This is a genomic window from Granulicatella adiacens ATCC 49175, from assembly GCF_025150565.1.
Classification (GTDB): domain Bacteria; phylum Bacillota; class Bacilli; order Lactobacillales; family Aerococcaceae; genus Granulicatella; species Granulicatella adiacens.
Map to the genome: position 1 here is coordinate 25,523 of NZ_CP102283.1, position 26,425 is coordinate 51,947.

The following is a 26,425-nucleotide window of genomic DNA, read 5'->3' on the forward strand; positions in this document are numbered from 1 at the left end:
AGGATACCATAATGGCTCAACAACGTAGAGGTGGCGGTCAACGCCGTCGTAAAAAAGTTTGCTACTTCTGTGCAAACCATGTAGACTACATTGATTACAAAGATGTAGAATTATTAAAACGTTACATTTCTGAAAAAGGTAAAATCTTACCACGCCGTGTAACAGGTACTTGTGCTAAACACCAACGTACTTTAACTGTTGCAATCAAACGTGCTCGTATCATGGGATTATTACCATTCACAACAGTTGACTAATATTAAATAAAAGGATTGAGAATTTCTCAATCCTTTTTTGTTTTATAAAGCTGTATCCTATTAAAAGTTAATTTCTATTTGTTTAGATTTAAGCAGTATCATTATAAAAAATCGAATACATATAAAAGAATGTTTCACGTGAAACATTTGTACCCCTACCCTCTCCTAAATTGTTTCACGTGAAACAATTTTAGAGAACTGACGAAGGGCTAAAACTATGGTAAAATAAGCTATATAGAAAGAAGGTGCAAGAATGAAGAAAAGCCTAAAAGAACGTATTAAGGCTTTACCGACATTTCTTAAAAGTGAAACAATGAAGAAATACGGATTCTCATTTATAGCAATTATTCTCTGTATGCTGGTTGTGGCATACGTAATGAATATATGGATGGGACTTATCCTTACTTTATTTATTATTTTATTAGGAACACTCCTCTACTCGTTCGCAAACTATATTATTCAGGAAACGAATCATTATGTAACGAACTTATCGTATAAAATCAATAAAGGTTCGCAAGATGCCTCTATCAAAATGCCGATTGGAATGCTTTTACTAGATGATAATGGAGAAATTCAATGGATTAATCCTTATCTGCAAAAGTATTTTGAACGCAAAGAGCTATTAGGGTTTAAACTCGAAGTAGTTGATCCAGATTTAGCGAAAATTGTTCAAAATCTTGATGATGATAATGATAATGTAGTCCATTGGAAAGATAAATACTTCCAAATAGTCTACCATAACGATATTGGAATGCTCTACATGATGGATATTACGGAATATGCGTTAATTAAAGAGACGTATTTAGACGAAAGACCTGTATTTGGACAAATTTTCGTCGATAATTTTGCTGAAGTCTCTCAATCGCTGAGCGACCGTAAGAAATCAAACTTGAATAACTTCGTGACGAATCAGCTTACTAGCTGGGCAAATCACAATAATATCTACTTAAAACGTGTTAGTTCAGACCGTTTTGTCGCATTTTTAGATAAAAACATCCTTTCTGAACTTGAAAAAACGAAATTTGATATTATTGACCGTGTCCGTGAGACAACAGCTCAACAAAACACCCCGCTAACAGTAAGTATGGGGTTCTCATATGCGGATGATACTCAAGAAGAGATGGATTATGGTGCAATCGCTAAATTTGCGCAAGATAACCTTGATTTAGCCTTAGGACGAGGCGGTGACCAAGTCGTTGTACGGTCTAAAAACGAAGAAACTCGCTTCTATGGTGGTAAGAGCAACCCACTAGAAAAACGTACAAGGGTGCGTTCTCGTATGGTTTCTCAAGCATTAGAAAACCTTATTGCAGAAGCAGATCAAGTAATGGTTATGGGCCACCAATATCCAGATATGGATAGTATTGGTGGATGTTTAGGTATTCGAAGAATCGCTAAAATGCACGGTAAAATCTCTTGGATTGTCACAAATCCAGAGCAATATTCGCATGATATCAAGAAATTGATGGAAGTGATTAAGAAAGATGAACTCCTCTCTTCTGCTATCGTAAATCCAGAAATGGCAGAAGCGTTAATTACTGAAAATACACTTGTTATTATTGTCGATGTAAGTAAGCCTTCCCTATGTGCTGCTCCGTCTATTGTTAAAAGGGCGAATAAATTAGTGGTTATCGACCATCACCGTCGTGGAGAGGAATTCCCTGAAAATCCTGACTTGGTTTATATTGAACCGTATGCTTCATCTGTCGGTGAATTGATTACAGAATTACTAGAATATCAATCTGAAGAAGCTGAGAAAATTCAGCCAATCGAAGCAACTACATTACTTGCTGGTATTATTGTGGATACGCGTAATTTCACGCTTCGTACAGGGTCTCGTACCTTTGATACGGCTAGTTATTTGAAATCTGTTGGTGCGGATACAATCCTTATCCAACGATTATTAAAGGAAAATGTAGATACGTACTTAATGCGTTCACATTTATTAAACTCACTCGAAATGCTTCCTAATAATGTCGGAATTGTTCATGGTGAAGAAAACACCGTTTATCCTACTGTTGTTGCAGCCCAGACTGCAGATATGATGTTGTCTATGGAAAACATCGATGCTTCATTTGTAGTGACTAAACGCAATGATGGCCGGGTTGGCATTAGCGCGCGAAGTCTTGGTAATAAGAACGTTCAACGTGTAATGGAGAAAATGGGTGGTGGTGGTCATTTATCGAATGCTGCTACTCAGTTATCGGATATCACGATTGAAGATGCAATCCGCCAATTAATTCAAGTTATTGAAGAAATTGGTAGTGAAATTAACTTATAATTAGGAGGAAGAAACATGAAAGTAATTTTCTTAAAAGATGTAAAAGGCAAAGGTAAAAAAGGCGAAGTTAAAAATGTAGCTGATGGCTATGCACAAAATTTCTTAATTAAGAACGGTTTTGCAAAAGAAGCCACTTCAGCAAACCTTGCAACTTTATCAGGACAAAAGAAAGCCGAAGAAAAACATAATGCTGAATTATTAGCTAAAGCCAAAGATTTAAAAGAGTTCCTAGAACGCGAAGAAACAGTAGTTACCATTAAGGCTAAAGCTGGGGAAGATGGTCGTTTGTTCGGAGCAATTCCAGCAAAACAAATTGCGGAAGAATTCAATAAAACTTTTAATGTAGAACTTGATCGTCGTAAATTTGAATTAGCGGCTCCAATTCGAGCGTTAGGATACACACGTGTCCCTGTTAAATTACACCATGATGTTCAAGCGATTATGACAGTGAATATCGTCGCTCAATAAAGTTAAAAATTAGAAAAGAGATTATCCTGTTTGGATAGTCTCTTTATTCTTTATATACATGTGATAAAAATCACAAGGTAATTAAGTTATCTTTTATTTTGAGCCCAATCTTCTGTTTTATTAGGGTGTTTTGTGATACAATGAAACTGTATTTTTATGGCTATTTTTAGTAGAAAGGGTGTTTGAATGGAAGAGCTATATCCCAATTTAGTTCCGCCACAAAATCTAGAGGCAGAAGAGGCCGTTTTGGGTTCTATTCTTTTGGAACAAGACTCGATTATTTCGGTCATGGAGTTTCTTGTACCCGATGATTTTTATCGCGTTGCTCATCAATTGATTTTTGCCGCAATGATTGAATTAAATCAAAATTCGGAAGCGATCGATCCAATCACCGTTTCGGAAAAATTAAGGCAAAAGAACCAAATTGATAATGTGGGTGGAGAAGCTGGTATTATTGAGCTTCTTGATAAAGTTCCGACAGCAGCCAACGTGGAATTTTACACTCAAATTGTTTTAGAAAAATCAACTCGTCGTAAGTTAATTAAAACATCGACGAATATTGTAAAAAATGCGTACCAAGAAGATGAAACGATTGCAAATGTTTTAGATACAGCTGAAAGAGATATTCTTTCTGTGTCTGAAGGACGAAATAAAGCTGGATTCATTCCAATTCGCGATGTTTTACATGATGCATATGAAAGTCTTGAAGAGCGATCCAAAAATAATGGAGAAGTCACAGGTATTGCCACAGGGTACATCGGTTTAGACCGAATGACTTCTGGTCTTCATGCCGATGAGCTAATTATTTTAGCAGCACGTCCCTCTGTCGGGAAGACTGCTTTCGTGTTAAACATTGCAAAGAACGTTGCGGTTAATTTGAATGAAACAGTTGCTATTTTCAGTCTTGAAATGGGGGCAGAGTCTTTAGTAGAACGGATTATCTGTTCTCATGCGAGCATTAATGCAGGACATTTGAAAACAGGGAAATTGACCGATGAGGAATATACGCAATATTTCGTGGCGACAGGGGTTCTTGCTGAAGCGCCTATTTATATCGATGATACGCCAGGAATTCGTGTGTCAGAGATTCGTGCGAAATGTCGTCGTTTGAAGCAAGAGCGAAATAATCTCGGTTTAGTAGTGATTGATTACTTACAATTAATCGAAGGAAACGGAAAAGAGAGCCGTCAACAAGAGGTTTCTGAAATTTCTCGTAATTTGAAAAAATTAGCGAAGGAATTAAAAGTTCCAGTTATTGCACTTTCTCAATTATCTCGTGGAGTGGAACAACGTCAAGATAAGCGACCAATCATGTCGGATATTCGTGAGTCTGGATCCATTGAGCAAGATGCGGATATCGTAGCGTTCTTATATCGTGATGATTATTATCGTCAAGAGCCAGATGAAAATGGACATGTTCCAGAAGTGGAACCAAATAGTACCATTGAAGTTATTATTGAGAAAAACCGTAGCGGTCCACGTGGAACGGTTGAATTGAACTTCATGAAGGAATTTAATAAGTTTACAAATTTAGTGCCAGATGAAATTGAGCAAAGAGCTCCAATGGCATAGTAAAATTTAAAAAAATAGAAGAGGTGCGTCAAATGTCATCAGTAGTAGTTGTTGGAACACAATGGGGAGACGAAGGTAAAGGTAAGATTACGGATTTCCTCAGTGAAAATGCAGAAGTAATCGCTCGATATCAAGGGGGCGACAATGCAGGGCATACCATTCAGTTTAATGGGGTCACTTATAAACTTCATTTAATTCCATCCGGTATTTTTTCACCAGAGAAAATCAGCGTCATCGGAAACGGAGTTGTATTAAATCCAAAATCTCTCATTACAGAACTTGCATATTTACATGAAAGAAATGTGACTACTGATAACTTACGGATTTCGGACCGTGCGCATGTTATCTTGCCATACCATATTCGCCTAGACCAATTACAAGAAGAAGCAAAAGGCGACAACAAAATTGGGACAACGAATAAAGGGATTGGACCTTGCTACATGGATAAGGCTGCTCGTGTTGGTATTCGTGTGGCAGACTTACTCGATAGAGAAGTGTTTGCTGAACGTCTAAAAATCAACTTAGCGGAAAAGAACCGTCTCTTTACTAAAATGTACGATGCAGATCCAATCGAGTTCGATGATATTTTTGAAGAGTACTATGAATATGGTCAACAAATGAAACAATACGTTTGCGACACTTCTGTGATTTTAAATGATGCATTAGACCAAGGAAAACGTGTGTTATTCGAAGGGGCACAAGGGGTGATGTTGGATATCGACCAAGGAACATACCCATTTGTAACTTCTTCTAACCCAGTTGCTGGTGGGGTAACGATTGGTAGCGGTGTTGGACCTTCAAAAATCAATAAAGTGGTTGGGGTATGTAAAGCATATACTTCTCGTGTAGGGGATGGCCCTTTCCCAACAGAATTATTCGATGAAATCGGCTCACGTATCCGTGAAGTCGGACGTGAATACGGTACAACCACTGGGCGTCCAAGACGTGTTGGGTGGTTCGATAGCGTTGTAATGCGCCACTCTAAACGTGTATCAGGCATTACAAACTTAAGCTTGAACAGTATTGACGTATTAACTGGTTTAGAAACAGTAAAAATTTGTGTGGCTTACCGCAAACCGAATGGAGAAGAAATTTCCCATTACCCAGCAAGCTTAGTTGAACTAGGTCAATGTGAACCAGTCTATGAAGAATTACCAGGTTGGAGTGAAGATATTACAGGATGCCGTTCACTAGAAGAACTACCTGAAAATGCACGTAACTATGTACGTCGTATTTCAGAATTAGTCGGCGTTCGCATTTCTACTTTCAGTGTAGGACCAGATAGAGAACAAACCAACATTTTAGAAAGTGTTTGGGCATAAAAAAGAATAGAGTAAAGGAAGATTGATATGAAGAAAATTCTAGTTGTAGATGATGAGAAACCAATCTCAGACATCGTCAAGTTTAGTCTTTCAAAAGAAGGATTTGAGGTCATTACCGCATTTGATGGTGAAGAAGGACTTGCTGCTTTTCATGAAAAAAATCCAGATTTAGTCATTTTGGACTTAATGTTACCAAAAATTGATGGATTAGAAGTTTGTCGTGAAATTCGTAAAACAAGTCATGTTCCTATTATCATGGTAACGGCTAAAGATTCTGAAATTGATAAAGTGTTAGGTCTGGAATTAGGAGCAGACGATTACGTAACAAAACCTTTCTCAAACCGAGAATTAATAGCGCGTGTAAAAGCAAACTTACGTCGTCAACAATTAGCTCCAGCGGAAACAGAAGAAGAAAAAACAGCTAACGAAATTGTTTTAGGCGCTTTAACGATTCATGAAGATGCCTATGTGGTTTCAAAACGTGGTGAAGAAATCGAACTAACGCATCGTGAATTTGAATTGCTTCATTATTTAGCAAAACATATCGGACAAGTGATTACTCGTGAACACTTATTGCAAACAGTGTGGGGCTATGATTACTTTGGGGATGTTCGTACAGTAGACGTAACAGTTCGTCGTTTACGTGAAAAAATTGAAGACACACCCAGTCATCCAACATGGATTATGACTCGCCGTGGGGTAGGATATTATATTAAAACCCCAGACCAAGAAAAAGAAGCTTAAACAACGAATGCGCTTTTCCTTGCCATGGTATATTCTGGCAAGAAAAGCGTATTTTGCTAAAAAGTAGAGGAGAAAGTGACTCATGAAGAAGATGAAACGATTTTTTCGTTCCATTCAATTTAAGATTCCAATGCTGTTTATCTTGCTCTTGATGATTTCGTTGCAACTCATTGTCGCGAACTTCTTAACGCAATTAGAATCTCAAATGATTTCGAACTTTCAGGAACAAATTCAGCTACAAGTAGGGTTTTTGAAAAATAATGTGCAGCCAATTTTAGCTAAGGATACAACAGACGAGGCCAAATCGGCTGAAATATCGCAATTATTACAAGATTATCCAACAGGGAATAGTATTGTAGAAATTCGTATTATGGATATGCAGGGATATATTTTGGGAACTACGAATCAAACGCAGCAATCAATTGTTGGGACTCGTTCTACAGAGGCTGATGTGCAACATGTGGTGGTCTCAAATACTGTGTACAGTTATAACTATATTGACGGAGATTCTAGATATTGGAAATACGTTTCACCAATTGATCCCGTCAGTGGGGTTTCAGGAAATCCAGTGGGAATCATTTCGGTAACGTCTAATATTGAATCTCGTTATACCCAAGTTAAAGATATTGGGATTATCTTTATTAGTTCTTCCATTTTTATTATTATTTTAGCGATTGTGATTACGGTCATGATTTCTCAAGGGATTACTCGACCGATTGCGGAAATGAAACAACAGACAGAACAAATTGCAGAAGGAAACTATACGGGTGAAGTGATGATTTACGGAGACGATGAGCTTGGACAGTTAGGACAAGCGATTAATGATTTATCTGTAAAAATCAAAGAAGCCCAAGAAGGAACAGAAGCGGAGCGACAACGTTTAGACAGTGTCCTACGTCATATGAGTGATGGGGTTATTGCAACAGACCGTCGTGGAAGAATTGTGATTATTAATGCGGCTGCATTAGATGTTTTGAATTTACGAAATGAGCGGATTATAGGAACGCCATTGCTTGAAGTATTGCGTTTAGATCATAGTGTTTCTTTTAGAGATTTATTGGAATCTCAAGAAGAGCGAATGATTACGATTGAAGAAGATGGCGAGGAAACCATTGTCCAATGTGAAATTTCAGTGATTCAGCGTGAATCTGGATTTATTAGTGGTCTTGTATGCGTATTAACGGACGTTACGGAACAAGAAAAAATTGACCGCGAACGTCGTAATTTCGTATCAAATGTTTCTCACGAATTAAGAACTCCATTAACGAGTATTAAGAGTTATACAGAAGCTCTTGTGGACGGGGCATGGGAAAACAAAGAAATCGCTCCGGAGTTTCTAAATGTTATTGAAACCGAAACGGATCGGATGATGCGTATGATTACCGACTTACTGAACTTATCACGGATGGACCAAAATCGATTAGAACTTGATAAAGAGTTTGTGAATATGAATGAACTCGTGAAGCATATTGTGAATCGATTTGATATGGTTTTACAATCCGACCAGTATAGAGAAAAGAACTATCGTATTCTCACAGATATTACCCAAAGAAATCTATGGGTAGAAATCGACCAAGATAAGATGACGCAAGTATTAGATAATATTATCAATAATGCGATTAAATATTCTCCAGATGGAGGACGAATTATTGTTCGACTCATGGAAACACATACCGACCTTATTGTTAGTGTGAGTGATGAGGGATTAGGAGTTCCACGTAAAGATATTCCTCACCTATTCGATCGTTTCTATCGTGTAGATAAAGCTCGTTCAAGAGCAATGGGAGGTAGTGGACTTGGTCTTGCGATTTCTAAAGAAGTCGTACAACTTCATGGAGGAAAAATCTGGGTGAATAGTATTGAAAATAAAGGATCCACATTCTTTATTTCATTACCTTATGTTCCATTTGAAGAGGATGGTGAATGGGATGAAATTTAAAAATTTTCGAGTACTATTATCGACCTTATTTGTGTTGATGCTCCTTAGCTTTGTATTTACGTATTTAATTGTTATTCGTCCAGTTGAATTTTTTGGAGTTAAAAAACAATCAACTAATTTGACGACCTCTCAAGATTCCGGAGCGCAGATTCGAGCGAATTATACGCTTGAGGATGTGTTTAGACCGACCCGACTTGTCTTAACCAATAACAATAAGTTTGAAATGACAAGCCAAATGTCGATTCTAAAAGAAGTCAATACCTATCTATCAAAAAGCTTTTCGAATGTAACACGGTTGTCTAACTTAGATGATACTAGTTATGAGAACCTTGTTTTAAGAGAAGCTCATTCGCAAATCTTATTTGATGGTTTGCTTTCTTTTGGAATTATGAATCGGTATTTTGACGGGTTGAATGAGGATTATGTGAATGAGAGATTTTCACGGATTGTTATTCGAACAGATGAACCGCATACGGCATACTTTGTCAATGATGAAAATAAAAATGTGTACAGTGCGAAAATCAATGAAAGCTTAAGTGCGAAGATGGATGCTTTGTATAAATCAGATGAATTTTATGAAGTAGAATCATATCGAGGAAAGACAAAACAATTCTTTGTGGAGCAAGATAAGGTAAACGTTGAACAATCTGCGTATTTGATTGAGCAAATTCCAATTACCTTCTATATCCGCCAACTCTTTTCAAATCAAACGGAAATTAGAACACGTGGAGATGGAAAGAGTGTGGTGTATAACGACAATTTATCGCAATTGAAGATGGATCGTACAACGAATATCATTACTTTCTTTGAAAATAAACCAGGGGATGAAACACTTCTTTATACGAATAACTTAACGCAGACTTTTACACAGATGAAGCGTCTAGGCGGATGGCAGTTAGGAATGAGTTTTTCTTCAGTAGATTTAAGTTCCAATATAGTAGAGTATGTTCGGTATGTGAGCTCCTATCCAATTCTTTCTAGCGGAAGAGAAGGAATGACTCAAGTAAAAGCGACTACAAATGGAATTGAAAAATTAAGAACTTCCTCTTTAATTGCGCAAACACCTCTACCAACCAAAAATAAAAAAGTAACGATTGTTGGTGGAAAAGATATTGTAGCGGAACTGCTTAATGAAGGGTTCTCCATGAATGAGATAGAAGATATTCGAATTGGTTATTCTTGGACAACCAGCAGCGAAAACAATCAAATCGTAGAATTTATTCCGACTTGGTATATAAAAATAAATAACAAATGGAAGACATTATCAGAATTAAAAGCGGATAAAAAAGCCGGAGATGCCGCGAATAAACAAACAGTAGGGGGTGACGGAGATGGACTTTAGAAGAAGTGCAATCGTATTGATTGTTTGTTTCTTTTTCCTAGATGTATTCCTATTTGGACTCGTTTGGCAGAAAAAGGTAGAATCTAAAACCCCTTTGAATACAAGTATTAACGTCATCGATCAGATGAAACAAGATGGAATTACATTGCCGTCACTAACTTCAACGGATGAAACGGCTCCGATTATCCAACTAACCCCTGTTTCCATTGAGTCAGGTTTGAATAATTTACAAAACCAGATCGTGTCATTGGAAAAAAATGTCATCAATGCAGAGTTAGTACCACCGATTCAGTTAAGTCTATCGAATCCAGTAAATGAGGAGAGTTTTAATGACTTAACAGCGTTTATCCATAATAAGGTTTTATTCGGTGATAAATATATATGGTCTTCTTATAATGCGACTACACGTAAAGTGATTTATACACAAAAAGCAGATAAATTGAGTATTATGGATGGAACCAGCCAAATTATTGTCACATTGAATACGAATGACCAAGCCGTTAGTTATGAACAAACCTATGCGGGAAATGTACAAGTGCTTGGAAATGAGAGAAGTTTAATTACTGCTCAAAGCGCTGTTGAAGTGTTATTCCTAGCGGGAAAGATTCCAGCAAAATCAACAGTTTCAACGGTTAAGTTATCTTACTTCCAATCATTAGTGCTAAAAGAATTTTCTATTTATTCTCCTGCTTGGTATGTTGAAATACGTCAAGCGGATGGTCAATTAGTGGCACGTCGTGTGGATGCGATTCATGGGACCGTGTTAACGAATGAAACCTTGGAAACAACGAATACGCAAACGCAGCGTACAACAACCAATAACACAACAACACAAACAGTGCAGCAACAATAGAAGGGACATAGTATGCAAGAATTAGGTTTTAAAGTGAGTTTATTAGCGAGTGGTAGTTCAGGTAATGCAACTTATATTGAGACTCCTAAGCAAAAATTATTAGTGGATTGTGGACTCACTGGTAAAGCTATTAGTGCGCAAATGGAGAAAATAAATCGTTCTATATCCGATATTGATGCGATTTTAGTGACTCATGAGCATTCAGATCACATCAAAGGAATTGGCGTGCTTGCAAGAAAGTATGGCATTCCTATTTATGCAAACGAAAAAACATGGGCAGCAATGTCCGGAAAAATTGGAAAGGTTGCTCTTGAACAACAAGAAATCTTCAATACTGGAGAAACACTGACTTTTGGAGATATTGATGTGATGAGTTTTGCGGTTTCTCATGATGCGGCGGCTCCACAGTTTTATAGCTTCCAAAAGGATCAACGCCAATTTGTTATGCTAACGGATACTGGATATGTGAGTGACAAACTTCGTGGACTCCTCAAAAATGCCAATGCGTATTTAATTGAAAGCAATCATGATCTTGAAATGTTAAGAATGGGACCTTATGCGTGGCATTTAAAACAACGAATCTTAAGTGATAAAGGCCATTTATCCAATGATGATGGGGCTTTAGCCATGTGTGAAATGCTTGGGGACCAGACGAAACGCATTTATTTAGGCCATTTAAGTCAAGACAATAATATGAAGGAAATTGCTTATCAAACAGCAGAATCCGTATTTAGAACGCACGATAAAGGAGTTCATCATTCCTTCGAATTATTTCATACGGATCCGTATGAGCCTACAAGCCTATTTGAAGTTTAAATTCTTAGGAATAATGCAAGAGATTTTTAAATAGACTATAAGTGTTTGTTCACACAAAATTCATATTTAGAATTTATCTTTAAAGTAACAACGAGAGGAGTGAGCAAATGGAAGAAGAACAACAAAAACAGTTAAGAAAACGTAAGAATAAAAGCTTTAGAAATGGCTTTGTTGGTGGGATTGTTGGAGGAACCATTGCAGTCGCAAGTGGAATTGGAATTATGGCGATTACAAATCCTTTAAACCATCAAACGCCAACGCCTACTACGCAAGCTTCAGAGAGTAATGTAACGACTACAAAAACCTCTACGGCTGCTGCAAATACAAATAATGATATTTCTAAGGTTGTAGAAAATGTAAAAAATGCAGTGGTTTCAGTTATTAACAAACAATCGTCTGGCCGTAATTCTCTTTACGGGACTCAGCAGCAACAACAACAATCAAATGATGAATTAACGACAGCTTCAGAAGGAAGTGGCGTTATTTATAAAAAAGAAAATGGATATGCCTACATCGTAACGAACAATCACGTCATTGCAAATTCGCAAGAGTTAGAAGTTCTTTTAGCAGATGGAACTAGGGAAAAGGCAGAATTAGTTGGGAGTGACCAATGGACGGACTTAGCAGTGATACGTATTCCTGCAGATAAAGTAAGTACTGTAGCGGAATTTGCGAACTCTGATGAGGTAAAAGCAGGACAAACGGCTATTGCGATTGGATCTCCTCTCGGCAGTGAATTTGCTACCAGTGTTACGCAAGGGATTGTTTCTGCAAATAATCGTCCAGTTCCAACAGATGTGGATGGCGATGGTCAACAAGATTGGATTGTAAATGCGATTCAAACCGATGCGGCAATTAATCCAGGGAACTCAGGTGGAGCTCTTATTAATAGCGCGGGACAAGTCATTGGGATTAACTCTATGAAGATTTCTAAATCCTCTGTTGAAGGTATGGGATTTGCAATTCCAAGTAATGAGGTCGTAAACATCATTAATGAATTGGAAAAAAATGGTAAAATCGTTCGTCCAGCTCTAGGAATTTCAATGGTGAACTTATCGAATGTGAATTCACAGGCTGTTAATCAATTGAATTTACCAAAAGATGTGAAGAGTGGTGTAGTGGTTGCTGAAGTGTCTTCTAAGGGAAGTGCAAAAGCGGCAGGACTTCAACCATATGATGTCATTGTAGAAATGGATGGCCAAAAAGTAGAGGGAATTCAAAATCTAAGAAAAATACTCTATAGCCATAAAGTGGGAGATAAATTGGAAGTAACGTATTATCGTAACGGACAAAAACAAACAACCACAGTTTCCTTAACAGAAACCAATAACCCAAGTTTATAAAGTAAATGAAGAATCGGATTACCAATGTGTAATCCGATTTTTTTGGACTTATCCGCAAACTTATCCACCGAATTGTGGATAACTCTGTGGAAAAGTCTTTGGAAAACTCCTTGTCAAGTCCAAACAGTGGGAAACACCTTTTGAAAATAGAAAGTGATAAAAGGCCTAGAATAAGGATTTTGATTGGAAAAAGTTATAAACATGAAAAAGAATTATTGTGGATAACTTTTTTATAAAATGACAAAGAACGTTGATATAACAGTGTTTTTTAAAGGTCATCTTTAGTGTGTATAACTGTGGATAACTGACTTATCCCTCCGAAAATTAAATATAACATTTATGTAACATTTAAATGAATGGAATCTATATCTAGGGGGTATGGATAAAAACTATCAAAATTTAGTGGCGAACATGTGTACATGTGGATAACTTTGTGGATAAGTAGGGGATAAGAGGATAAAACAAGCATTTTTCCTCAAAAAAAGGTAAGATATTGGATGAAGTGAGGGGATAATATGAATATCACGATTGTGAGTGTTGGAAAATTAAAAGAAAAATATTTAAAACAAGGAATAGATGAATACGCAAAACGCTTAGGCAGCTACTGCAAGTTCCAAGTAGTGGAAGTGCCAGACGAGAAGGCTCCTGAAAACTTAAGTGATAAAGAAATGGAGCAAGTACTCGAAAAAGAAGGAGAACGCATCCTTGCTAAAATTAAAGATGGGGACGTGGTTGTGGCCATGGCGATTGAAGGAGACTTAGTGAGTTCAAAGCAACTAGCAAAAGAGATGGATACTTTTGCGCTCCATGGTAAGAGTTCGATGGTCTTTGTTATTGGGGGATCTCTAGGGTTAAGCCCAGCCGTGAAAAAACGGGCTGACCGGAAAATATCATTTGGTCGTATTACCTTACCACATCAGCTTATGAGACTCGTTCTAACCGAGCAAATTTACCGAGCATTCCGAATTAATTCTGGTCATGCTTATCATAAATAAGTAAATATTCTCATAAAAAAAATAAAAAGAAAGTGCAAAATAGAGAATATATTTTCACATTAATTTCATAAGGAGTGTCTATACTTTAGTTATTCCCAAAGAGAATATTTATCCTCCCAAATAAATATTTCTAATCCTTTTTTCCACGAAGCCTGTTATATCAACGGTTTCGTGGTTTTTTTATTTTCCGTTTTTTGTTTTTGACCATCCTTTTGACCTTCTATAGACATCAATTTGTCAAATTTATCATTCGTATTATCTTTTTTATTGTTTGTAACGTGTGTATATATGTTAGCAGTAGTTTGTATATCTCCATGGCCCAATCTGTCCTGGATATCTTTTAAATCTGCTCCAGCTTCGGCCAATAACGATGCGTGAGTGTGCCTAAATCCATGAGGTGTGATTCTAGGAAAGTTAGTGCCTTCTAGTATCTGATTCAACCAGTAAACGGCTGTATTGGATGAATAAAACGAGTTATTGCGATTCTGGAACACATACGTTTCATTTCCAGATAATTCCTTCCACTCACTAATCAATCGCTCTAAACTTCCATTTATACGTATTGTACGCATTCCGTTCTTAGTCTTGGTCTGTGATATATATTTATCTTCCATTGAGCGTGCTACCGTCTTATTTACGCTTATAGAATGATTTCTAAAGTCGATATCATTCCAAGTTAAGGCAAATGCTTCACCACATCTTAATCCAGTATAGCTTAATAGATAAAAGAAGGTATATACTTCCTTAAATGGTTCGATATATTCAAGAAATCTGATTAATGTCTCACGATCATAATACTTTAATTTATCGTCTTTAAAATCACCAGACTTTGGCAAGTCTACTAAGCTCATAGGATTCTTTTCAATCAGATTCAACTTCTGAGCATACTTAAATATCATTTGAGCGTATATCTTATAAGACTGAGTACTCTTTGGATAATTCGAATACCATCTGTTCACTTGAGCCTGGCAATCTTGAATGGTAATTGTATCGATGTAGTAGTCACCAAACGCAGGCAGTATGTGTTTCTTGAAATAAGTCACAGTCGCTTGAAACGTACTAGGTCTTACTCTTTTTTGATACGTTACTAGCCATTCGTTATACAGCTCTCTGTAAGTGAACTTTTGTTTAACAACCAATCCAGTATCCATCAACTCAACTTCTAGTCGTTGAAGTGCAGTAGTTGCAGCTAAGACCGATTCAAATCCACGTCTGGTAGTATACTGCTTCTTGCCTGTCTTAGGATTAGTGCCATAATAGATTTTAAATTGATAATAGACTTGCCCATTTTTCTTCTTATAAGGCTTGATTCTATCATCGATTCTTTTCTTTGCCATTCTTTACCATCCTTTCTGTTTATGGTAAAATAGGACATAACAAATAGCCCTATTTTAGGGTGATTTTTAAGACTTATCACACTGGTTTCTTGGCGGATAGCAGTGTGATATTTTTTTAGTTTGATAATGTTTTAAAAGCACTGTCACATGTTCTTAGTCCATCAATATGTAACGATAGATTATCTTTAATATGAGCTCCTAAAGGATCTAAAATGAAATCAATTCCTTCTCTACGAGCTAACTTAGCTGCTGGAACAAAATCGCTATCTCCAGCAATTAATATAATTTTTTCAACTTGCTTCTTAAAGGCTAATTGCGCAATATCTAAACCTATACGCATATCCACACCTTTTTGTTCTAAATTTAACTCGAAATCTGTTGTAGTTAAATCTTCAACACTTTTAGAACCATTTACTAATTTTTTTGTAGAATCGTATTTTAAATTATAATGGACAGTATTTTCACTCAATTCTCCTAAACGGAGAGCGATTTTTCTTTTACGGCTTAGCTCCTTAAAAAAATCATTTGTCCAAGATTTAGTATCACTTCTCGAAAAATCAACTACTGTTCCTAGTACCGGATGAAATACTTGTTTATCAATTGGTGGACAATCATAATAAAATATTCTATACAAATCATGATGAACTTCTTTTTGAAAGAGAGTTTCTTTCAAATGTCTATTGCAATAACTATATAACTCCATAGCTCTATCTTTTGCACTAATATTTCCAAAAGCCTTCATAGCTTTTTTTTTGTAATATCCACCATCAACTAAGATTGCTACTTTCATAAAAACTTCCTTTCTGCATAAAAAAAACTCTTGATTTCGACGCTCCCCTTATGGTGGGGTATCTACTCTCAAGAGATGGTTTACTTTTTTGAATTATTTATAGTATACATCTACCAAGAGTACTTGTCAATTGATATATATTAAGATTTATCAAGATTTATCAAGATTTAGTAATACTTTCTCATTTCTTCCTTGATTCCAAATGTTGCTTTTAACGTATCGAACGTTTCCGGAACATCTTCATACTTTTCCTGATAGAAGAGTAGCATTAATTCCGTAGCAAACCTATCTGCTTCATTCTCTAGTTTCCCTTTCCCATGGTATGCAGCAGTGTAGAATCCATCTAACCCATAATGATCTAATGCATGTTTCAATTCATGAGCCATCACTAGATATCTCAAATTACAATCACGGATATTATCATTAATCCAAATCATAGGTTTATCATTTGGAGTCGATAACATTAGGCCTTTCAAATCGCTAGGTAACGACACAAATTTCACGTCAATATTTTCATATTCAGCGATTATAAACGGATTAGCCGTATTGTGACGATTAACTAACTCAGTTACTTCCAATTAATTCCCACCTTTATTTTCTTGAATTTTCTCCCACAGCATTGCTTTTATCATGCCTTCTAATTGTATCTTATCGTCTTCAGATAATTCTACACCATTATAGGACATAATAACGCTGTTACGTTTTAACGCTTCATCAAAAACAATAACATCATCTTTAGTTGCCCACGCTGGTGCATCAGTCGAAATGGAGTTTTGAGCAAAACGAGGGTCTACAGCAGATTTTTCTACGTTAAAGAAATCTGCAATCTTTTGCACATTACCAGGATTAGGCATAGATGTTCCTTTAACATATCCCGTTAGAGTACTTGTTGGTATCCCAGTTCTTTTAGACAATTCAACTTGCTTAGTTCTAGTACGATTAAGTAAATCATTGATATTAACAGATATTCTCTTCATGATTTCTATATCATTTGGAGTGTATTTTCCTCTTCCTCGTGCCATTTCTAGCACCTCCTTATTTCCTATTGATATTATAGTACTGTTTTAAATCGTATTTGTAAACAAAAAAATATCAAAAAAATCGAATTTTTTATAATAAAAGTGTTGACATACGAATTAAATCGTATTATTATAGACTCATAAGTAAAAGAAAAATGAAAGGAGGAACGGATTTTGACACAAATTTCGTTAAAAGCTGCAAGAGTTAACGTTAATTTAACTCAGAAAGAAGTAGCCGAAAAACTAGGAGTTCATCAACAAACTATCGCAAAATATGAGAAAGATAGTACTAAAATTCCTATGAATTTGCTACACCAATTAAGTGCACTATACAAAGTTAAATTAGATCATATTTTTTTAGGCTAGAAATACGATTTAATTCGAATAATTGGAGGTGATACGAATGCACCATTACATGACATTTTATGAAGAAAATGGCATCAAGTATGCAGAATCTTGGTTGCAAATTAATTTTCTAAGTTTGTGTTTTTGCTTTTGGAAAATTAAAAAGGCCATCTCCTAAGAGACGACCCAATAAAACTATTTTTTGACCCATTTGTTCCCAGGCTTTTGAGTAGGAGGAAGACGATCTCCATCACCAATATGAACAACACGAGGTCGATTTACAGCACCGCCTTTTGGCCCAACTTCTTGATATGTGCCTTTTGGTTGGTTATCTGTTCCTGGTTTAATAGGTTTAGACATATAAACACCCCCTTTCTCCAATTACGATTATAGAACTGAAAGAGGGTTACAACAATATGAAAATGAGTGAAATAGGAGGTGATAAGAATGGAAAAAATAACAATCCAAAAAGTAAGAAATGAATATTATGAAATTTGGAATACAGTTAAAGAGTTCATAAAACAAGAATTTCCAGAAGCTTCTATAGGTTCGAATTTTGCTGACATTATTTATGGAAACATAAAACTCTCAATTATTCAAAAAGATGGAGGGTTTGGAGCAGTTCACTTTTTTAACGGTTTAATTGTTTCCAATTTTCAAATTGATAATGTTGTGGATTTAATGAAACACATAGAATTAGAAGTTGCATATAAAAACGCGCTAAGTCAAAGCGTTGACAAAGCGCGATAAAAACTAAGGTTCGATTTGAATAATTTCAACTCCTGAAGGACTTGGGCCGAATCGAACAAATTTACCATTAACTTTTAAGTCAATGTACGGGTCATGGATGTAACAGTCGATATAAATCCCATTTCTAAAAACAAGGATTTTATGATTATTATCAATATCAAGAACATGTATAGGTAACTCTGTAGATGATTGATCCCACATCATTACTTCGAAACAAGTGTGGGTATCTAATCGGCAAGAATCAGTGAACTTAACATGTCTATCACCTGTTGAAAATGTACCTAGTCTATTATCCATAAAAACACCTCCTTTCCCAACCTCAATTATAGGATTGAAAGAAGGTTACAACAATATGAAAAAACATGAAATAGGAGGTGAAAATGTGGAAAGAAGGATTACTAAACAAGTTATAAAAGAAAATCCAGAACTAACTAATGGATTCGGATGTTTAAGCTTTCTAGCATTTGTTTTTTTAGTTTTAGCTATTGTTTTCTTTAATAAAATCGCACTATCAATAGCAATCATCTTATCAGGATTATCTTTGATGATTTTATGGACTTTTAAACAAAAGATAAAAAGAAAACTTGAAGAGTATGAATGGGTTAAAACGAGAGGAGAAGAGCAGTGAATTTATTAAGCGCAGATTTTGAAACAACTCTCAATTCAAAAGTTGTTGAAATCGTAGCGAATGCGATAGAACGATTGCCAACAACGAGCAATCAACAAAGATACTTAAACAAGAAACAAGCAAAGGCTTATATCGGAGGAATTGACGATAGAGATTTTGATGAGTGTGTATCGATGGGATTGAAACAAATCGTAATTAAGAGACCAAGCGGAAGCGCAACAATTCGATACGATGCCAGGGATTTAGATGAGTTCATGGCAAAATACAAAATTTAAGGAGTGACAAAATGACACGTACCGAATCTAGGAAAATGAAGCGGAAAGAGTTCAACAGAAATTTTATTAAGCTGTATTTTAAATTTTTAGGATACACAACATTAACAGCAGTTGGAATGATTGCATTTCTTCATTTATGGGTAGGAGCATCTAATCAAGCTCACAATAAGTACAACTTGATAAGAAATAACAATTATACGGAAATGAGATGAAGTTATGTATAGCTTATTAGTTAATTTATTCGACAATCGATTAACAGATATCGTTGTTAAGAACAAAACTGTTGGAACATTAATGCCTAATCTTGACAGAGTTGTCCTTACTATGTCAACAAGTGATAACAATTTTCAATTTAGCACTAGACATAGAACTGAAGAAGATGCATTAGATTTAGCAGAAGAAATTTTGACACAAAAAAAGACGACTGAAAACAGCCGTCAACACACATATAAATTGTAACACGGGTGAAGGGAAAAAGCAATGAGTAGTTTATTAATTAATGAACCACCTCTACAGGTATTACCTTCATTAGCTAAAGAGGTAGGTTTAAACGAATCAATAATGCTACAGCAAATGCATTACTGGTTATTAAAAAGCACACACGAGTTTAACCAAGAATATTGGTTTTACAAAACTCTAGACGAATGGCAATTAGAATTCCCATTCTGGTCAACAATGACAATCAGACGGATTTTAGGAAATTTAGAAAAAAATAAATTAGTGAAAGTAGGAAATTTCAACAAGAAGAAATTTGATAAAACAAAATGGTACACAATCAACTATGAACGAGTGAACAGACGATGTGTTCAAAATGAACAGACGTATTGTTCAGATTGTACAGATGGAACTGTTCAAAATGAACAGACCTATACCAGAGACTACCAGGAGAGTACTACAGAGAATAATGTCTCAGAGGAGAAACCGCCTAAGGTTGTATGGACTGATGAGACTAACCATATCATTGATTATCTGAATAAGCGAACAGGTAAGAAGTACTCTGTTAAGACTAAGAAGACTGCACAGCTAGTACATAAGTTACTGGATAATGGCTTCACAGTGGAAGACTTCGAGAGAGTTATTGATATCAAGTGTAAGCAATGGCTAAACAATGAAAAGATGAATCAATATCTCAGACCAAGAACGCTATTCAGTGAGAAATTCGAGGATTACTTAAACGAAGCACCAGCTAGACCTAAGCAGCAAGGAGCTTCTGGGCAATCGGTAGCAGATAAGATGAGAGAGCTATTTGGCTCAGAATGGCAGGCTTGATATGAACCACTATGAACTAGAGAAATCAATCATAGCAGCATTGTTGAATGATTTTGACAAGGCACAATCAACATATCTGCAAGCCGAGTGGTTTACTGATAACAATTTCAAAACGATCTTTGAAATCTTGAATAATAATGGCAACCGTCTAGATGGACTGATGGAGCTATTTGCTAAATTAAGAGCTGAATTAAAAGATAAGACTATCGGATACGAGTATCTAATGGCCTTGCAGCAAGAAAACGCGACTACAAGCGGATTGGACTATCTAGCCAATCAGCTACATCATGAGTATTTAAGAGCTAAGTTGGAGAAAGTAAAAGAAGAACACACAGCATTCCCAACTAAGCAGCTTGAAGTTGAGATGTTAGAACTGTTGAATGCAATTTCTAAGCTCTCACGCAAAAAGAATGTTGGTGATTTAGCTGAAACATTCGAGCAATTCGAGTATGAGCTTGAGCATGATATTGAAGACGGCATCAAGACATTTAGCGGATTAGATGCGGCTTTAGGCGGAGGCATCGGCCCTGGAATGTTAATTACTGTTGGAGCTCGTCCATCGGTTGGAAAGAGCGCGTGGACTATCAATCTGATTGATAGAGCTTTGAGACGAAATGAAGATTTAATAGTAGACTTGTTTAGCCTAGAAATGAGCAAAAAAGAAGTGTTCTCAAGATTCGTGGCCAAAATGACGACACTTAACACATACTACTTACGCAAGATGAATAAGATGCTTAAAGATAGCGATAAGGAGCTAGTGAGAGCGACTATCGAATACTTTAAACACAAAGACTTGAAAGTATATGACACAGTGTCTGAATTGAACCATATTCTAGGAATTATCAAAGAAAGAGCTGCAGGACAATCACCAGGTAAATACTTAGCAGTCATTGATTATGTGGGACTTATTAAAGTGAATAATAATCGTGACAGAAGGCTACAAATTGAGCAGATTACACGAGAATTGAAGAATTTGGCCAACGAACAGCAAGTTCCTATCGTAATCCTATCGCAATTATCACGAGGAGTGGAGCAGCGCCAGGATAAGTCACCAGTACTAAGTGACTTGAGAGAGTCTGGCTCTATTGAGCAAGATTCGAATGTAGTCGGGTTCTTGAGCAATGAAGAAACAGAAGCCAATCATGAAGGCTATCAACGAGTTAAATTCTCAATCAAAAAGAACAGAGAAGGAGATTTGATGGATTCTACTTTCAAATTTTTCAAAGCTCGAATGGACTTTGTGGAGGAATTCAAATGACTATGAATGCGATAGAGTTCGAAAAGATTATGAAGTCTGAAGGGTTAAGGACTACAAGAGCTGTAATGGTTATGCTGCAGGAAGCAAAACAGTGTCAAAAAAACATTAAGGCAATGAGCCTGTACAAACATCTTCCGTATGCAGCAGCATACATTGAGCAGCAGAAGGAACAGAAAGACAAAGCTATCTGGCAAGCATTGGAAGTGGCCCAATTAGAGAAGCTTTATGGCTTCCGTCTGATTGAAGACAGAAACAGTGTAATAATAGCCACTTACCAAACATCCAAACCACATAGCGACATTATGAAAAAAATTAGAAGCCACATCGAAATAATGGCCGAATTGGAGAGAGAGTATGGCATTTGTAATTAAAAATATGAATATGTACTTTAAGGAAATTAATGATTACAGCACTCTGAAGGGATACCTTGATAAGAAGCATCCAATGCACACATCTGTATTCAAATCAGAGCAACGAGAAGCTATGACATTCAAGACTTATGGTGCTGCACAAAAATTCAAGCATGAATATGGGATTCCTGGAAACATAATTGAAGTGATTGCATCAACAAAACCATTCATAATCAACCAAAAGGATAAAATTAAAGTACGTAATAGATTAGATGCATTCTACGATTCAGCATTGAAGAAGACCAGGGAAGATATCGAAAAGATGATTGCAGGTTCTGAGAATAATTTCAATCACATGGCTAAGGATATCTTGAAAATTAGAACAACAACATTAAATCAATTCTTACGTAATCCATACGAGATTGGTTGGAACACACGTAAGAAAATCATGGATAGATTAGAAGAATATTTTGAAGGAGCTGGAATTAAATGAATTTAAATGATCCAATTAAAAAAAGACGAATCGAACGTGAAGAGTTAATCCGATTAGTTCAAAACTGGTTTGTAGAACGTGGTTTGGATACGCTGGACGGAAGTGGCCAGCTAATTAAACTACAGGAAGAAGTGGATGAATTAAAAGAAGCATATATCCATATCAACCGCGATGAAGAGATTGACGCGGTTGGAGATATTACTGTAGTACTAATCGGGTATTGCATGCAACGTAATCTTGATTTCTTAGATTGCTTAGAAAGTGCTTATCATGAGATTAAGGACCGCAAAGGTAAAGTTATCAATGGTGTGTTCGTTAAAGAGGTGCAGTAATGGATTTAGTGAATGTGAGTAAATTATATGAAAATGCAAAAATCAAAGAGGCAGTAAAACATCCAAAGCATTACCAAGGAATTAACGGGTTAGAAGTCTTCACCGTAATGGAAAATTTCATTCCAAAATACGAGAACTCGTTTGATGGATATATTGCAGGTAACGTTTTGAAGTATGTGTTGCGAGCGCCTAGCAAAGGTAAAATGCTCGAGGATCTAAAAAAAGCAAAGGAACATTTGGACTTGTTAATTGAAAGGTTAGAGGATTAATCATGAAAACAAATCAATTATGGGTAGTATTTTGGCAAATCATAACATACACGATTTTTATGCTTAATGTGTTTGGAATTAGTAGAATTCATATCACGTTTGCTATCGTTACGCTATTCATCGGAATGGTAGCTGGCAATGAAAAGGAAAAGGAGATTAGAAGCATTATCAAAATGGATTCTAAAGAATTCGAACAATTCCTGAAAAATCACAAGGAGGATAACGATGGATACTTGGGATAAATTAAAATTAAAAGGTGAATTAGACGAATTGTTAATAGATTTTGAAACAAAAGCGAAAACAATTCTTTTAAAACACCAATTAGGTTTAAAAGAAGAAAATAAACAAAATGATTGGAAATTAGAAATGCCGTTTCAAAGAGGCGACGTATATTTTGTGTTACAAAGTTATGGAGGATGTGAAAAACAAATTTATGACGATGTAAATTTACATAATAACAATGTAGTTCAAGGAAATGCTTTTGTTTCAGAGCAATTAGCCGAATTAGAAGCGAAACGAAGAGAATTGATAACCAAATTCAAAGATTTTAAAGACATATCCAACAGAGATTGGGAACCAGATTTTAACCATTTTGATTCGAAGTATTTCATAGCATACGACTATGATTTCAACAGACTGAAAGTATATTGTCAGTACGGAATAGATGGATTTCATATATTTGGTTATTTTCAAAGTGAAAGAGACGCTAAACAAGCTATTGAAATATTTGGCGATCAAATCAAAGAATTGTTTGTGGAGTGTGAAGGTGAGTAAATGGAAATTATGAATAAGGTTATATGTCCGTATTGCGAAAGCAGGCTAGACATAGAAAGCATGCTCACATCGGAAAAATTGAAAGAAATGGAATTCTATCTTACCTGTCCAAAGTGTAATAAAGTGTTCTCGAATTTTGCGAAAACAGAAATAAGAATACACGTAAGCAGTATTGAAGATAGAATTGAGAAAGAAAAAGATTCTTTATTATTTTGGGAAAAATCTAAGATAAAAGGCGATGAATTTAAGAGTGCTGTAATTAAATCACGAAAACAAACTATCCAAGAACTAGAATTGATTAAGAGAAGAAACGATAAGGTGGTTAGGAAATGAAAACAATCAACGAAATAACGGATGATGTTTTAATTTTTGATGAACAAGGCGAATTCCGATTATAATGTTATGATCTAAAAAGTGAATGGAACTCGTTAAGTGTAGCTGATAGAAGCGGTTTTCGAATTTCAAAAGAAAGAGTTAAAAAAATGTCTGTGGAATCTGTGTTGGATTGGATATATGACGATATGGAAGATGATGGATACGAAGAAATGAGTATACATTTATGGGATGACACGACCGAAGAATTTAAGCAAAGATTTCAAGTGCTACTTGATGAAATTTCTGAATTTCCAAGTGCTAAAGTTTATGACATTGATGAACCTATCAATCCTTTTGTGGATTTAGAGGAGGAAATTTAGAATGACAGAAAAACATGAAAACATCAGTGTAGGTGAATCAGTATCATCACGAAAATTAGAGATTGAACTACCTAACAACGTACCTTCAAAGGTAAAACCAATCGTGATTTTTCCAAATGTCGAGTGTGAGAGAGTGTCTGTTAGAGTGATCCAATATGGTAAATGTTACGGAGTGTTAAAAGTGGAAGTAGACACTGACAAACCACACATAATCAATTTGAATACAGGAGTGGAGTAGATGATAACTTGTTATGACGTTTCGAATAAAAGAACAGTGTTGATAAACCCACGTTGTGTAATAAGTGTGGAATTTAGGGAAGATGCAACAGGAAAATATGCAGAAATCCACCTCATGGGTCAACCGTTTATGATAAAGGTTAAAGAAAATGCAAGAGAAATTGAAGAAATCAAAGAATTCTTTCGAAATCTAAAGGAGGAATAACATGGATTTAAATTTAACAATACTAACTATCGTAAATATTTTATCGATTGTTATGTCATTAGTAGCTATATATAGGTCAAATAAGACTATAGATTCAGATATTCATTATATTGAAAAAATAATGGAACATATCGAATTAGAAAAACGTATTAAGGAAAAGGAAAAAGAAATAAATTACGAACAAAAAGTAAAAGATATACTTGATACTCTTCCAAAAGGTTCAGTAGAAATAATTAACCAACCATTTTCTAACAAAATAATCATACAAATACAAAAGAACGTATTCAGGGAGGAATAACAATGCACCTTACTATATTTTTACAACATGGACAAACATTAAGATTTGAAAACGTGACTAACTTGAAGAAAGAGTACCTATTCGATTATATTATTACTTTTATTATTTAAGCGCGTCAGACGGTCAAAAGAAAAGAGCAATCTTTAGTACAAAAAACGTATTAGGATTATCGGTCAACAAGGAGGACTTCGATGTTAACAGTTTATTCTAAACCAAATTGCATCCAGTGTGAGATGACTAAGATGTGGCTCAATCGAAATAAAATTAAATACGAGACAGTGGATGTATCTGAGCATCCAGAGAAGCTAGAAGAAATTAAATTAAACGGCTTCCAGCAGCTTCCTGTAGTGGCACTGGATGACCACTTCGAAAATGCCTGGTCTGGATTTAATTTAGACAGATTAGAAGAATTTAAGGAGAGCCGCTAATGGAAAGAATGAGTCCAGAAGAACGAATGGTATTAAGACTGATTCCAGTGAGTGATACTCGACGAATTAATCGAGTGGATATCTCAAGTATTACTAAGCTATCGGAACGTAGAGTTAAGAAAGTAATTGATACGCTAGTTAATCGATACGGTATTGTGATCATCGGCGAACGGAACGGCAGAACTGGATATTATATTCCAGAAACAGACGAGGCACGTAAGGATGGAATTAAACCTATGAGGTCTCAAGCAATCAAAGAATTTAAACGAGTGAGTCGAATTCTAAAAGGAGATTTGAAAGCTCACGAGAAATATTTGGAGGTAAATAAATGATTAATAACGTTGTGCTAGTAGGCAGGCTAACCAAGAAACCAGAACTAAAATTTACAGCAAACGGTACAAAGTACACGCAATTCAGCGTAGCTGTACAAAAGAAATTTAAGAGCCAAAACGGTGAATATGAATCAGATTTCATTAGCTGCTTTATGTGGTCTGCTGCTGCAGAAAACTTTACAAAGTTCACAAACAAAGGCTCATTGGTTGGAATCGAAGGGCGAATTCAAACTAGAAGTTATGATAAAGACGGTAAGAGAGTATATATCACAGAAGTAGTTGCTGAGAACTTCTCGTTATTAGAATCAAAGAAAGTAACAGAATCTAGAAGCAATGTAGTTCAACCAATCGAAGAAAGTCCATTCAACGGAGTATCTGACGATGACTTGCCATTCTAATGAATTGAGGTGCA

The 26,425-nt window shown here is 35.8% G+C and carries 38 protein-coding genes and 1 pseudogene; 33 read left to right on the forward strand and 6 right to left on the reverse strand.

Going from position 1 to position 26,425, the window contains the following annotated elements; translation table 11 throughout:
- Positions 1-11: 11 nt before the first annotated feature.
- From rpsR to rlmH, 12 genes are all read left to right on the forward strand, one after another.
- The gene (gene rpsR / locus NQ540_RS00095) at positions 12-254 is read left to right on the forward strand and encodes a 30S ribosomal protein S18 (protein ID WP_005608178.1); all 243 of its coding nucleotides are present in this window, start codon (positions 12-14) and stop codon (positions 252-254) included.
- Positions 255-507: 253 nt separating this feature from the next.
- Entirely contained in the window at positions 508-2,535 is a 2,028-nt protein-coding gene (locus NQ540_RS00100) for a DHH family phosphoesterase (protein WP_005608177.1), read from the forward strand.
- 15 nt (positions 2,536-2,550) lie between these two features.
- Entirely contained in the window at positions 2,551-3,003 is a 453-nt protein-coding gene (gene rplI / locus NQ540_RS00105) for a 50S ribosomal protein L9 (protein ID WP_005608175.1), read from the forward strand.
- A gap of 186 nt (positions 3,004-3,189) precedes the next feature.
- A complete protein-coding gene (gene dnaB, locus NQ540_RS00110) occupies positions 3,190-4,575 on the forward strand; it encodes a replicative DNA helicase (protein WP_005608173.1) in 1,386 nt (461 codons plus the stop codon).
- Positions 4,576-4,607: 32 nt separating this feature from the next.
- Positions 4,608-5,897 carry an adenylosuccinate synthase gene (locus NQ540_RS00115; protein ID WP_005608172.1) on the forward strand — a complete coding sequence of 430 codons (1,290 nt, stop codon included), beginning with the start codon at positions 4,608-4,610 and terminating at the stop codon, positions 5,895-5,897.
- Positions 5,898-5,924: 27 nt separating this feature from the next.
- Complete coding sequence (gene yycF / locus NQ540_RS00120; RefSeq protein WP_005608170.1) at positions 5,925-6,641, forward strand: response regulator YycF; 717 nt, start codon at positions 5,925-5,927, stop codon at positions 6,639-6,641.
- Positions 6,642-6,723: 82 nt separating this feature from the next.
- Positions 6,724-8,580, forward strand: coding sequence for a cell wall metabolism sensor histidine kinase WalK (gene walK / locus NQ540_RS00125; protein ID WP_005608168.1), 1,857 nt, complete (start codon positions 6,724-6,726; stop codon positions 8,578-8,580).
- Positions 8,570-9,922, forward strand: a complete 1,353-nt coding sequence (locus NQ540_RS00130) for a YycH family regulatory protein (protein ID WP_005608166.1) — start codon at positions 8,570-8,572, stop codon at positions 9,920-9,922. Before walK ends, NQ540_RS00130 begins: the two co-directional genes overlap by 11 nt.
- Positions 9,912-10,775 carry a two-component system regulatory protein YycI gene (locus NQ540_RS00135; RefSeq protein ID WP_005608164.1) on the forward strand — a complete coding sequence of 288 codons (864 nt, stop codon included), beginning with the start codon at positions 9,912-9,914 and terminating at the stop codon, positions 10,773-10,775. Before NQ540_RS00130 ends, NQ540_RS00135 begins: the two co-directional genes overlap by 11 nt.
- A gap of 12 nt (positions 10,776-10,787) precedes the next feature.
- On the forward strand, positions 10,788-11,591 hold the full coding sequence (locus NQ540_RS00140; protein WP_005608162.1) for an MBL fold metallo-hydrolase: 804 nt from the start codon (positions 10,788-10,790) through the stop codon (positions 11,589-11,591).
- A gap of 107 nt (positions 11,592-11,698) precedes the next feature.
- A complete protein-coding gene (locus NQ540_RS00145) occupies positions 11,699-12,934 on the forward strand; it encodes a S1C family serine protease (RefSeq protein WP_005608160.1) in 1,236 nt (411 codons plus the stop codon).
- 515 nt (positions 12,935-13,449) lie between these two features.
- The gene (rlmH, locus tag NQ540_RS00150) at positions 13,450-13,929 is read left to right on the forward strand and encodes a 23S rRNA (pseudouridine(1915)-N(3))-methyltransferase RlmH (protein WP_005608158.1); all 480 of its coding nucleotides are present in this window, start codon (positions 13,450-13,452) and stop codon (positions 13,927-13,929) included.
- 155 nt (positions 13,930-14,084) lie between these two features.
- Here rlmH and NQ540_RS00155 read toward each other — a convergent pair whose 3' ends face one another.
- From NQ540_RS00155 to NQ540_RS00170, 4 genes and pseudogenes are all read right to left on the reverse strand, one after another.
- Positions 14,085-15,266: a tyrosine-type recombinase/integrase gene (locus NQ540_RS00155; protein ID WP_005608156.1), complete on the reverse strand. Its 1,182-nt coding sequence runs from the start codon at positions 15,264-15,266 to the stop codon at positions 14,085-14,087.
- Between the two features lie 115 nt (positions 15,267-15,381).
- Positions 15,382-16,056, reverse strand: coding sequence for an NYN domain-containing protein (locus NQ540_RS00160; RefSeq protein ID WP_005608154.1), 675 nt, complete (start codon positions 16,054-16,056; stop codon positions 15,382-15,384).
- 167 nt (positions 16,057-16,223) lie between these two features.
- Positions 16,224-16,634, reverse strand: a complete 411-nt coding sequence (locus NQ540_RS00165; RefSeq protein WP_005608152.1) for an ImmA/IrrE family metallo-endopeptidase — start codon at positions 16,632-16,634, stop codon at positions 16,224-16,226.
- 198 nt (positions 16,635-16,832) lie between these two features.
- A pseudogene (locus NQ540_RS00170) lies at positions 16,833-17,078 on the reverse strand (helix-turn-helix domain-containing protein); the annotation flags it as partial.
- A 171-nt stretch (positions 17,079-17,249) separates the two neighbouring features.
- Between NQ540_RS00170 and NQ540_RS00175 the strand changes: the two are divergent.
- Positions 17,250-17,441: a helix-turn-helix transcriptional regulator gene (locus NQ540_RS00175; RefSeq protein WP_005608146.1), complete on the forward strand. Its 192-nt coding sequence runs from the start codon at positions 17,250-17,252 to the stop codon at positions 17,439-17,441.
- Positions 17,442-17,615: 174 nt separating this feature from the next.
- Here the strand turns inward: NQ540_RS00175 and NQ540_RS00180 are convergent, their stop codons facing one another.
- A complete protein-coding gene (locus tag NQ540_RS00180) occupies positions 17,616-17,780 on the reverse strand; it encodes a YjzC family protein (protein WP_083789029.1) in 165 nt (54 codons plus the stop codon).
- An 87-nt stretch (positions 17,781-17,867) separates the two neighbouring features.
- On the opposite strand from NQ540_RS00180, the gene NQ540_RS00185 reads away from it, so the two are divergent.
- Complete coding sequence (locus NQ540_RS00185; RefSeq protein WP_005608142.1) at positions 17,868-18,170, forward strand: hypothetical protein; 303 nt, start codon at positions 17,868-17,870, stop codon at positions 18,168-18,170.
- A 3-nt stretch (positions 18,171-18,173) separates the two neighbouring features.
- Here the strand turns inward: NQ540_RS00185 and NQ540_RS00190 are convergent, their stop codons facing one another.
- Positions 18,174-18,467 carry a hypothetical protein gene (locus tag NQ540_RS00190; protein ID WP_005608140.1) on the reverse strand — a complete coding sequence of 98 codons (294 nt, stop codon included), beginning with the start codon at positions 18,465-18,467 and terminating at the stop codon, positions 18,174-18,176.
- Positions 18,468-18,522: 55 nt separating this feature from the next.
- Between NQ540_RS00190 and NQ540_RS00195 the strand changes: the two genes are divergently transcribed.
- From NQ540_RS00195 to ssb, 19 genes are all read left to right on the forward strand, one after another.
- Entirely contained in the window at positions 18,523-18,798 is a 276-nt protein-coding gene (locus NQ540_RS00195) for a hypothetical protein (protein WP_005608138.1), read from the forward strand.
- Positions 18,795-19,073, forward strand: a complete 279-nt coding sequence (locus tag NQ540_RS00200; protein ID WP_005608136.1) for a hypothetical protein — start codon at positions 18,795-18,797, stop codon at positions 19,071-19,073. Before NQ540_RS00195 ends, NQ540_RS00200 begins: the two co-directional genes overlap by 4 nt.
- A 216-nt stretch (positions 19,074-19,289) precedes the next feature.
- Complete coding sequence (locus tag NQ540_RS00205) at positions 19,290-19,532, forward strand: hypothetical protein (protein ID WP_005608133.1); 243 nt, start codon at positions 19,290-19,292, stop codon at positions 19,530-19,532.
- Between the two features lie 21 nt (positions 19,533-19,553).
- Complete coding sequence (locus tag NQ540_RS00210; protein ID WP_005608132.1) at positions 19,554-20,342, forward strand: conserved phage C-terminal domain-containing protein; 789 nt, start codon at positions 19,554-19,556, stop codon at positions 20,340-20,342.
- Position 20,343: 1 nt separating this feature from the next.
- Positions 20,344-21,600, forward strand: a complete 1,257-nt coding sequence (locus NQ540_RS00215) for a replicative DNA helicase (RefSeq protein ID WP_005608131.1) — start codon at positions 20,344-20,346, stop codon at positions 21,598-21,600.
- Positions 21,597-21,971 (forward strand): hypothetical protein, encoded by a 375-nt coding sequence (locus NQ540_RS00220; RefSeq protein WP_005608130.1) that lies wholly within the window; start codon positions 21,597-21,599, stop codon positions 21,969-21,971. The genes NQ540_RS00215 and NQ540_RS00220 overlap by 4 nt, the downstream gene beginning before the upstream one ends.
- A complete protein-coding gene (locus NQ540_RS00225; RefSeq protein ID WP_005608129.1) occupies positions 21,955-22,443 on the forward strand; it encodes a hypothetical protein in 489 nt (162 codons plus the stop codon). Before NQ540_RS00220 ends, NQ540_RS00225 begins: the two co-directional genes overlap by 17 nt.
- Complete coding sequence (locus NQ540_RS00230) at positions 22,440-22,775, forward strand: MazG-like family protein (protein WP_005608128.1); 336 nt, start codon at positions 22,440-22,442, stop codon at positions 22,773-22,775. The genes NQ540_RS00225 and NQ540_RS00230 overlap by 4 nt, the downstream gene beginning before the upstream one ends.
- On the forward strand, positions 22,775-23,044 hold the full coding sequence (locus NQ540_RS00235) for a DUF3310 domain-containing protein (RefSeq protein WP_005608127.1): 270 nt from the start codon (positions 22,775-22,777) through the stop codon (positions 23,042-23,044). Before NQ540_RS00230 ends, NQ540_RS00235 begins: the two co-directional genes overlap by 1 nt.
- Before the next feature lie 2 nt (positions 23,045-23,046).
- Positions 23,047-23,286: a hypothetical protein gene (locus NQ540_RS00240; protein WP_005608125.1), complete on the forward strand. Its 240-nt coding sequence runs from the start codon at positions 23,047-23,049 to the stop codon at positions 23,284-23,286.
- Positions 23,270-23,818, forward strand: a complete 549-nt coding sequence (locus NQ540_RS00245; RefSeq protein ID WP_005608123.1) for a hypothetical protein — start codon at positions 23,270-23,272, stop codon at positions 23,816-23,818. Before NQ540_RS00240 ends, NQ540_RS00245 begins: the two co-directional genes overlap by 17 nt.
- Positions 23,819-24,151 (forward strand): hypothetical protein, encoded by a 333-nt coding sequence (locus NQ540_RS00250; protein ID WP_005608121.1) that lies wholly within the window; start codon positions 23,819-23,821, stop codon positions 24,149-24,151.
- Between the two features lie 149 nt (positions 24,152-24,300).
- Complete coding sequence (locus tag NQ540_RS00255) at positions 24,301-24,513, forward strand: hypothetical protein (protein ID WP_005608119.1); 213 nt, start codon at positions 24,301-24,303, stop codon at positions 24,511-24,513.
- A gap of 1 nt (position 24,514) precedes the next feature.
- Complete coding sequence (locus NQ540_RS00260) at positions 24,515-24,751, forward strand: hypothetical protein (RefSeq protein ID WP_005608117.1); 237 nt, start codon at positions 24,515-24,517, stop codon at positions 24,749-24,751.
- The gene (locus NQ540_RS00265; RefSeq protein ID WP_005608115.1) at positions 24,752-24,955 is read left to right on the forward strand and encodes a hypothetical protein; all 204 of its coding nucleotides are present in this window, start codon (positions 24,752-24,754) and stop codon (positions 24,953-24,955) included.
- A gap of 1 nt (position 24,956) precedes the next feature.
- A complete protein-coding gene (locus NQ540_RS00270) occupies positions 24,957-25,253 on the forward strand; it encodes a hypothetical protein (protein ID WP_005608114.1) in 297 nt (98 codons plus the stop codon).
- Between the two features lie 191 nt (positions 25,254-25,444).
- Positions 25,445-25,681, forward strand: a complete 237-nt coding sequence (nrdH, locus tag NQ540_RS00275; RefSeq protein ID WP_005608112.1) for a glutaredoxin-like protein NrdH — start codon at positions 25,445-25,447, stop codon at positions 25,679-25,681.
- Positions 25,681-26,013, forward strand: a complete 333-nt coding sequence (locus NQ540_RS00280; protein WP_005608110.1) for a hypothetical protein — start codon at positions 25,681-25,683, stop codon at positions 26,011-26,013. The genes nrdH and NQ540_RS00280 overlap by 1 nt, the downstream gene beginning before the upstream one ends.
- Positions 26,010-26,411, forward strand: a complete 402-nt coding sequence (gene ssb / locus NQ540_RS00285; protein WP_005608108.1) for a single-stranded DNA-binding protein — start codon at positions 26,010-26,012, stop codon at positions 26,409-26,411. Before NQ540_RS00280 ends, ssb begins: the two co-directional genes overlap by 4 nt.
- Positions 26,412-26,425: the final 14 nt, after the last annotated feature.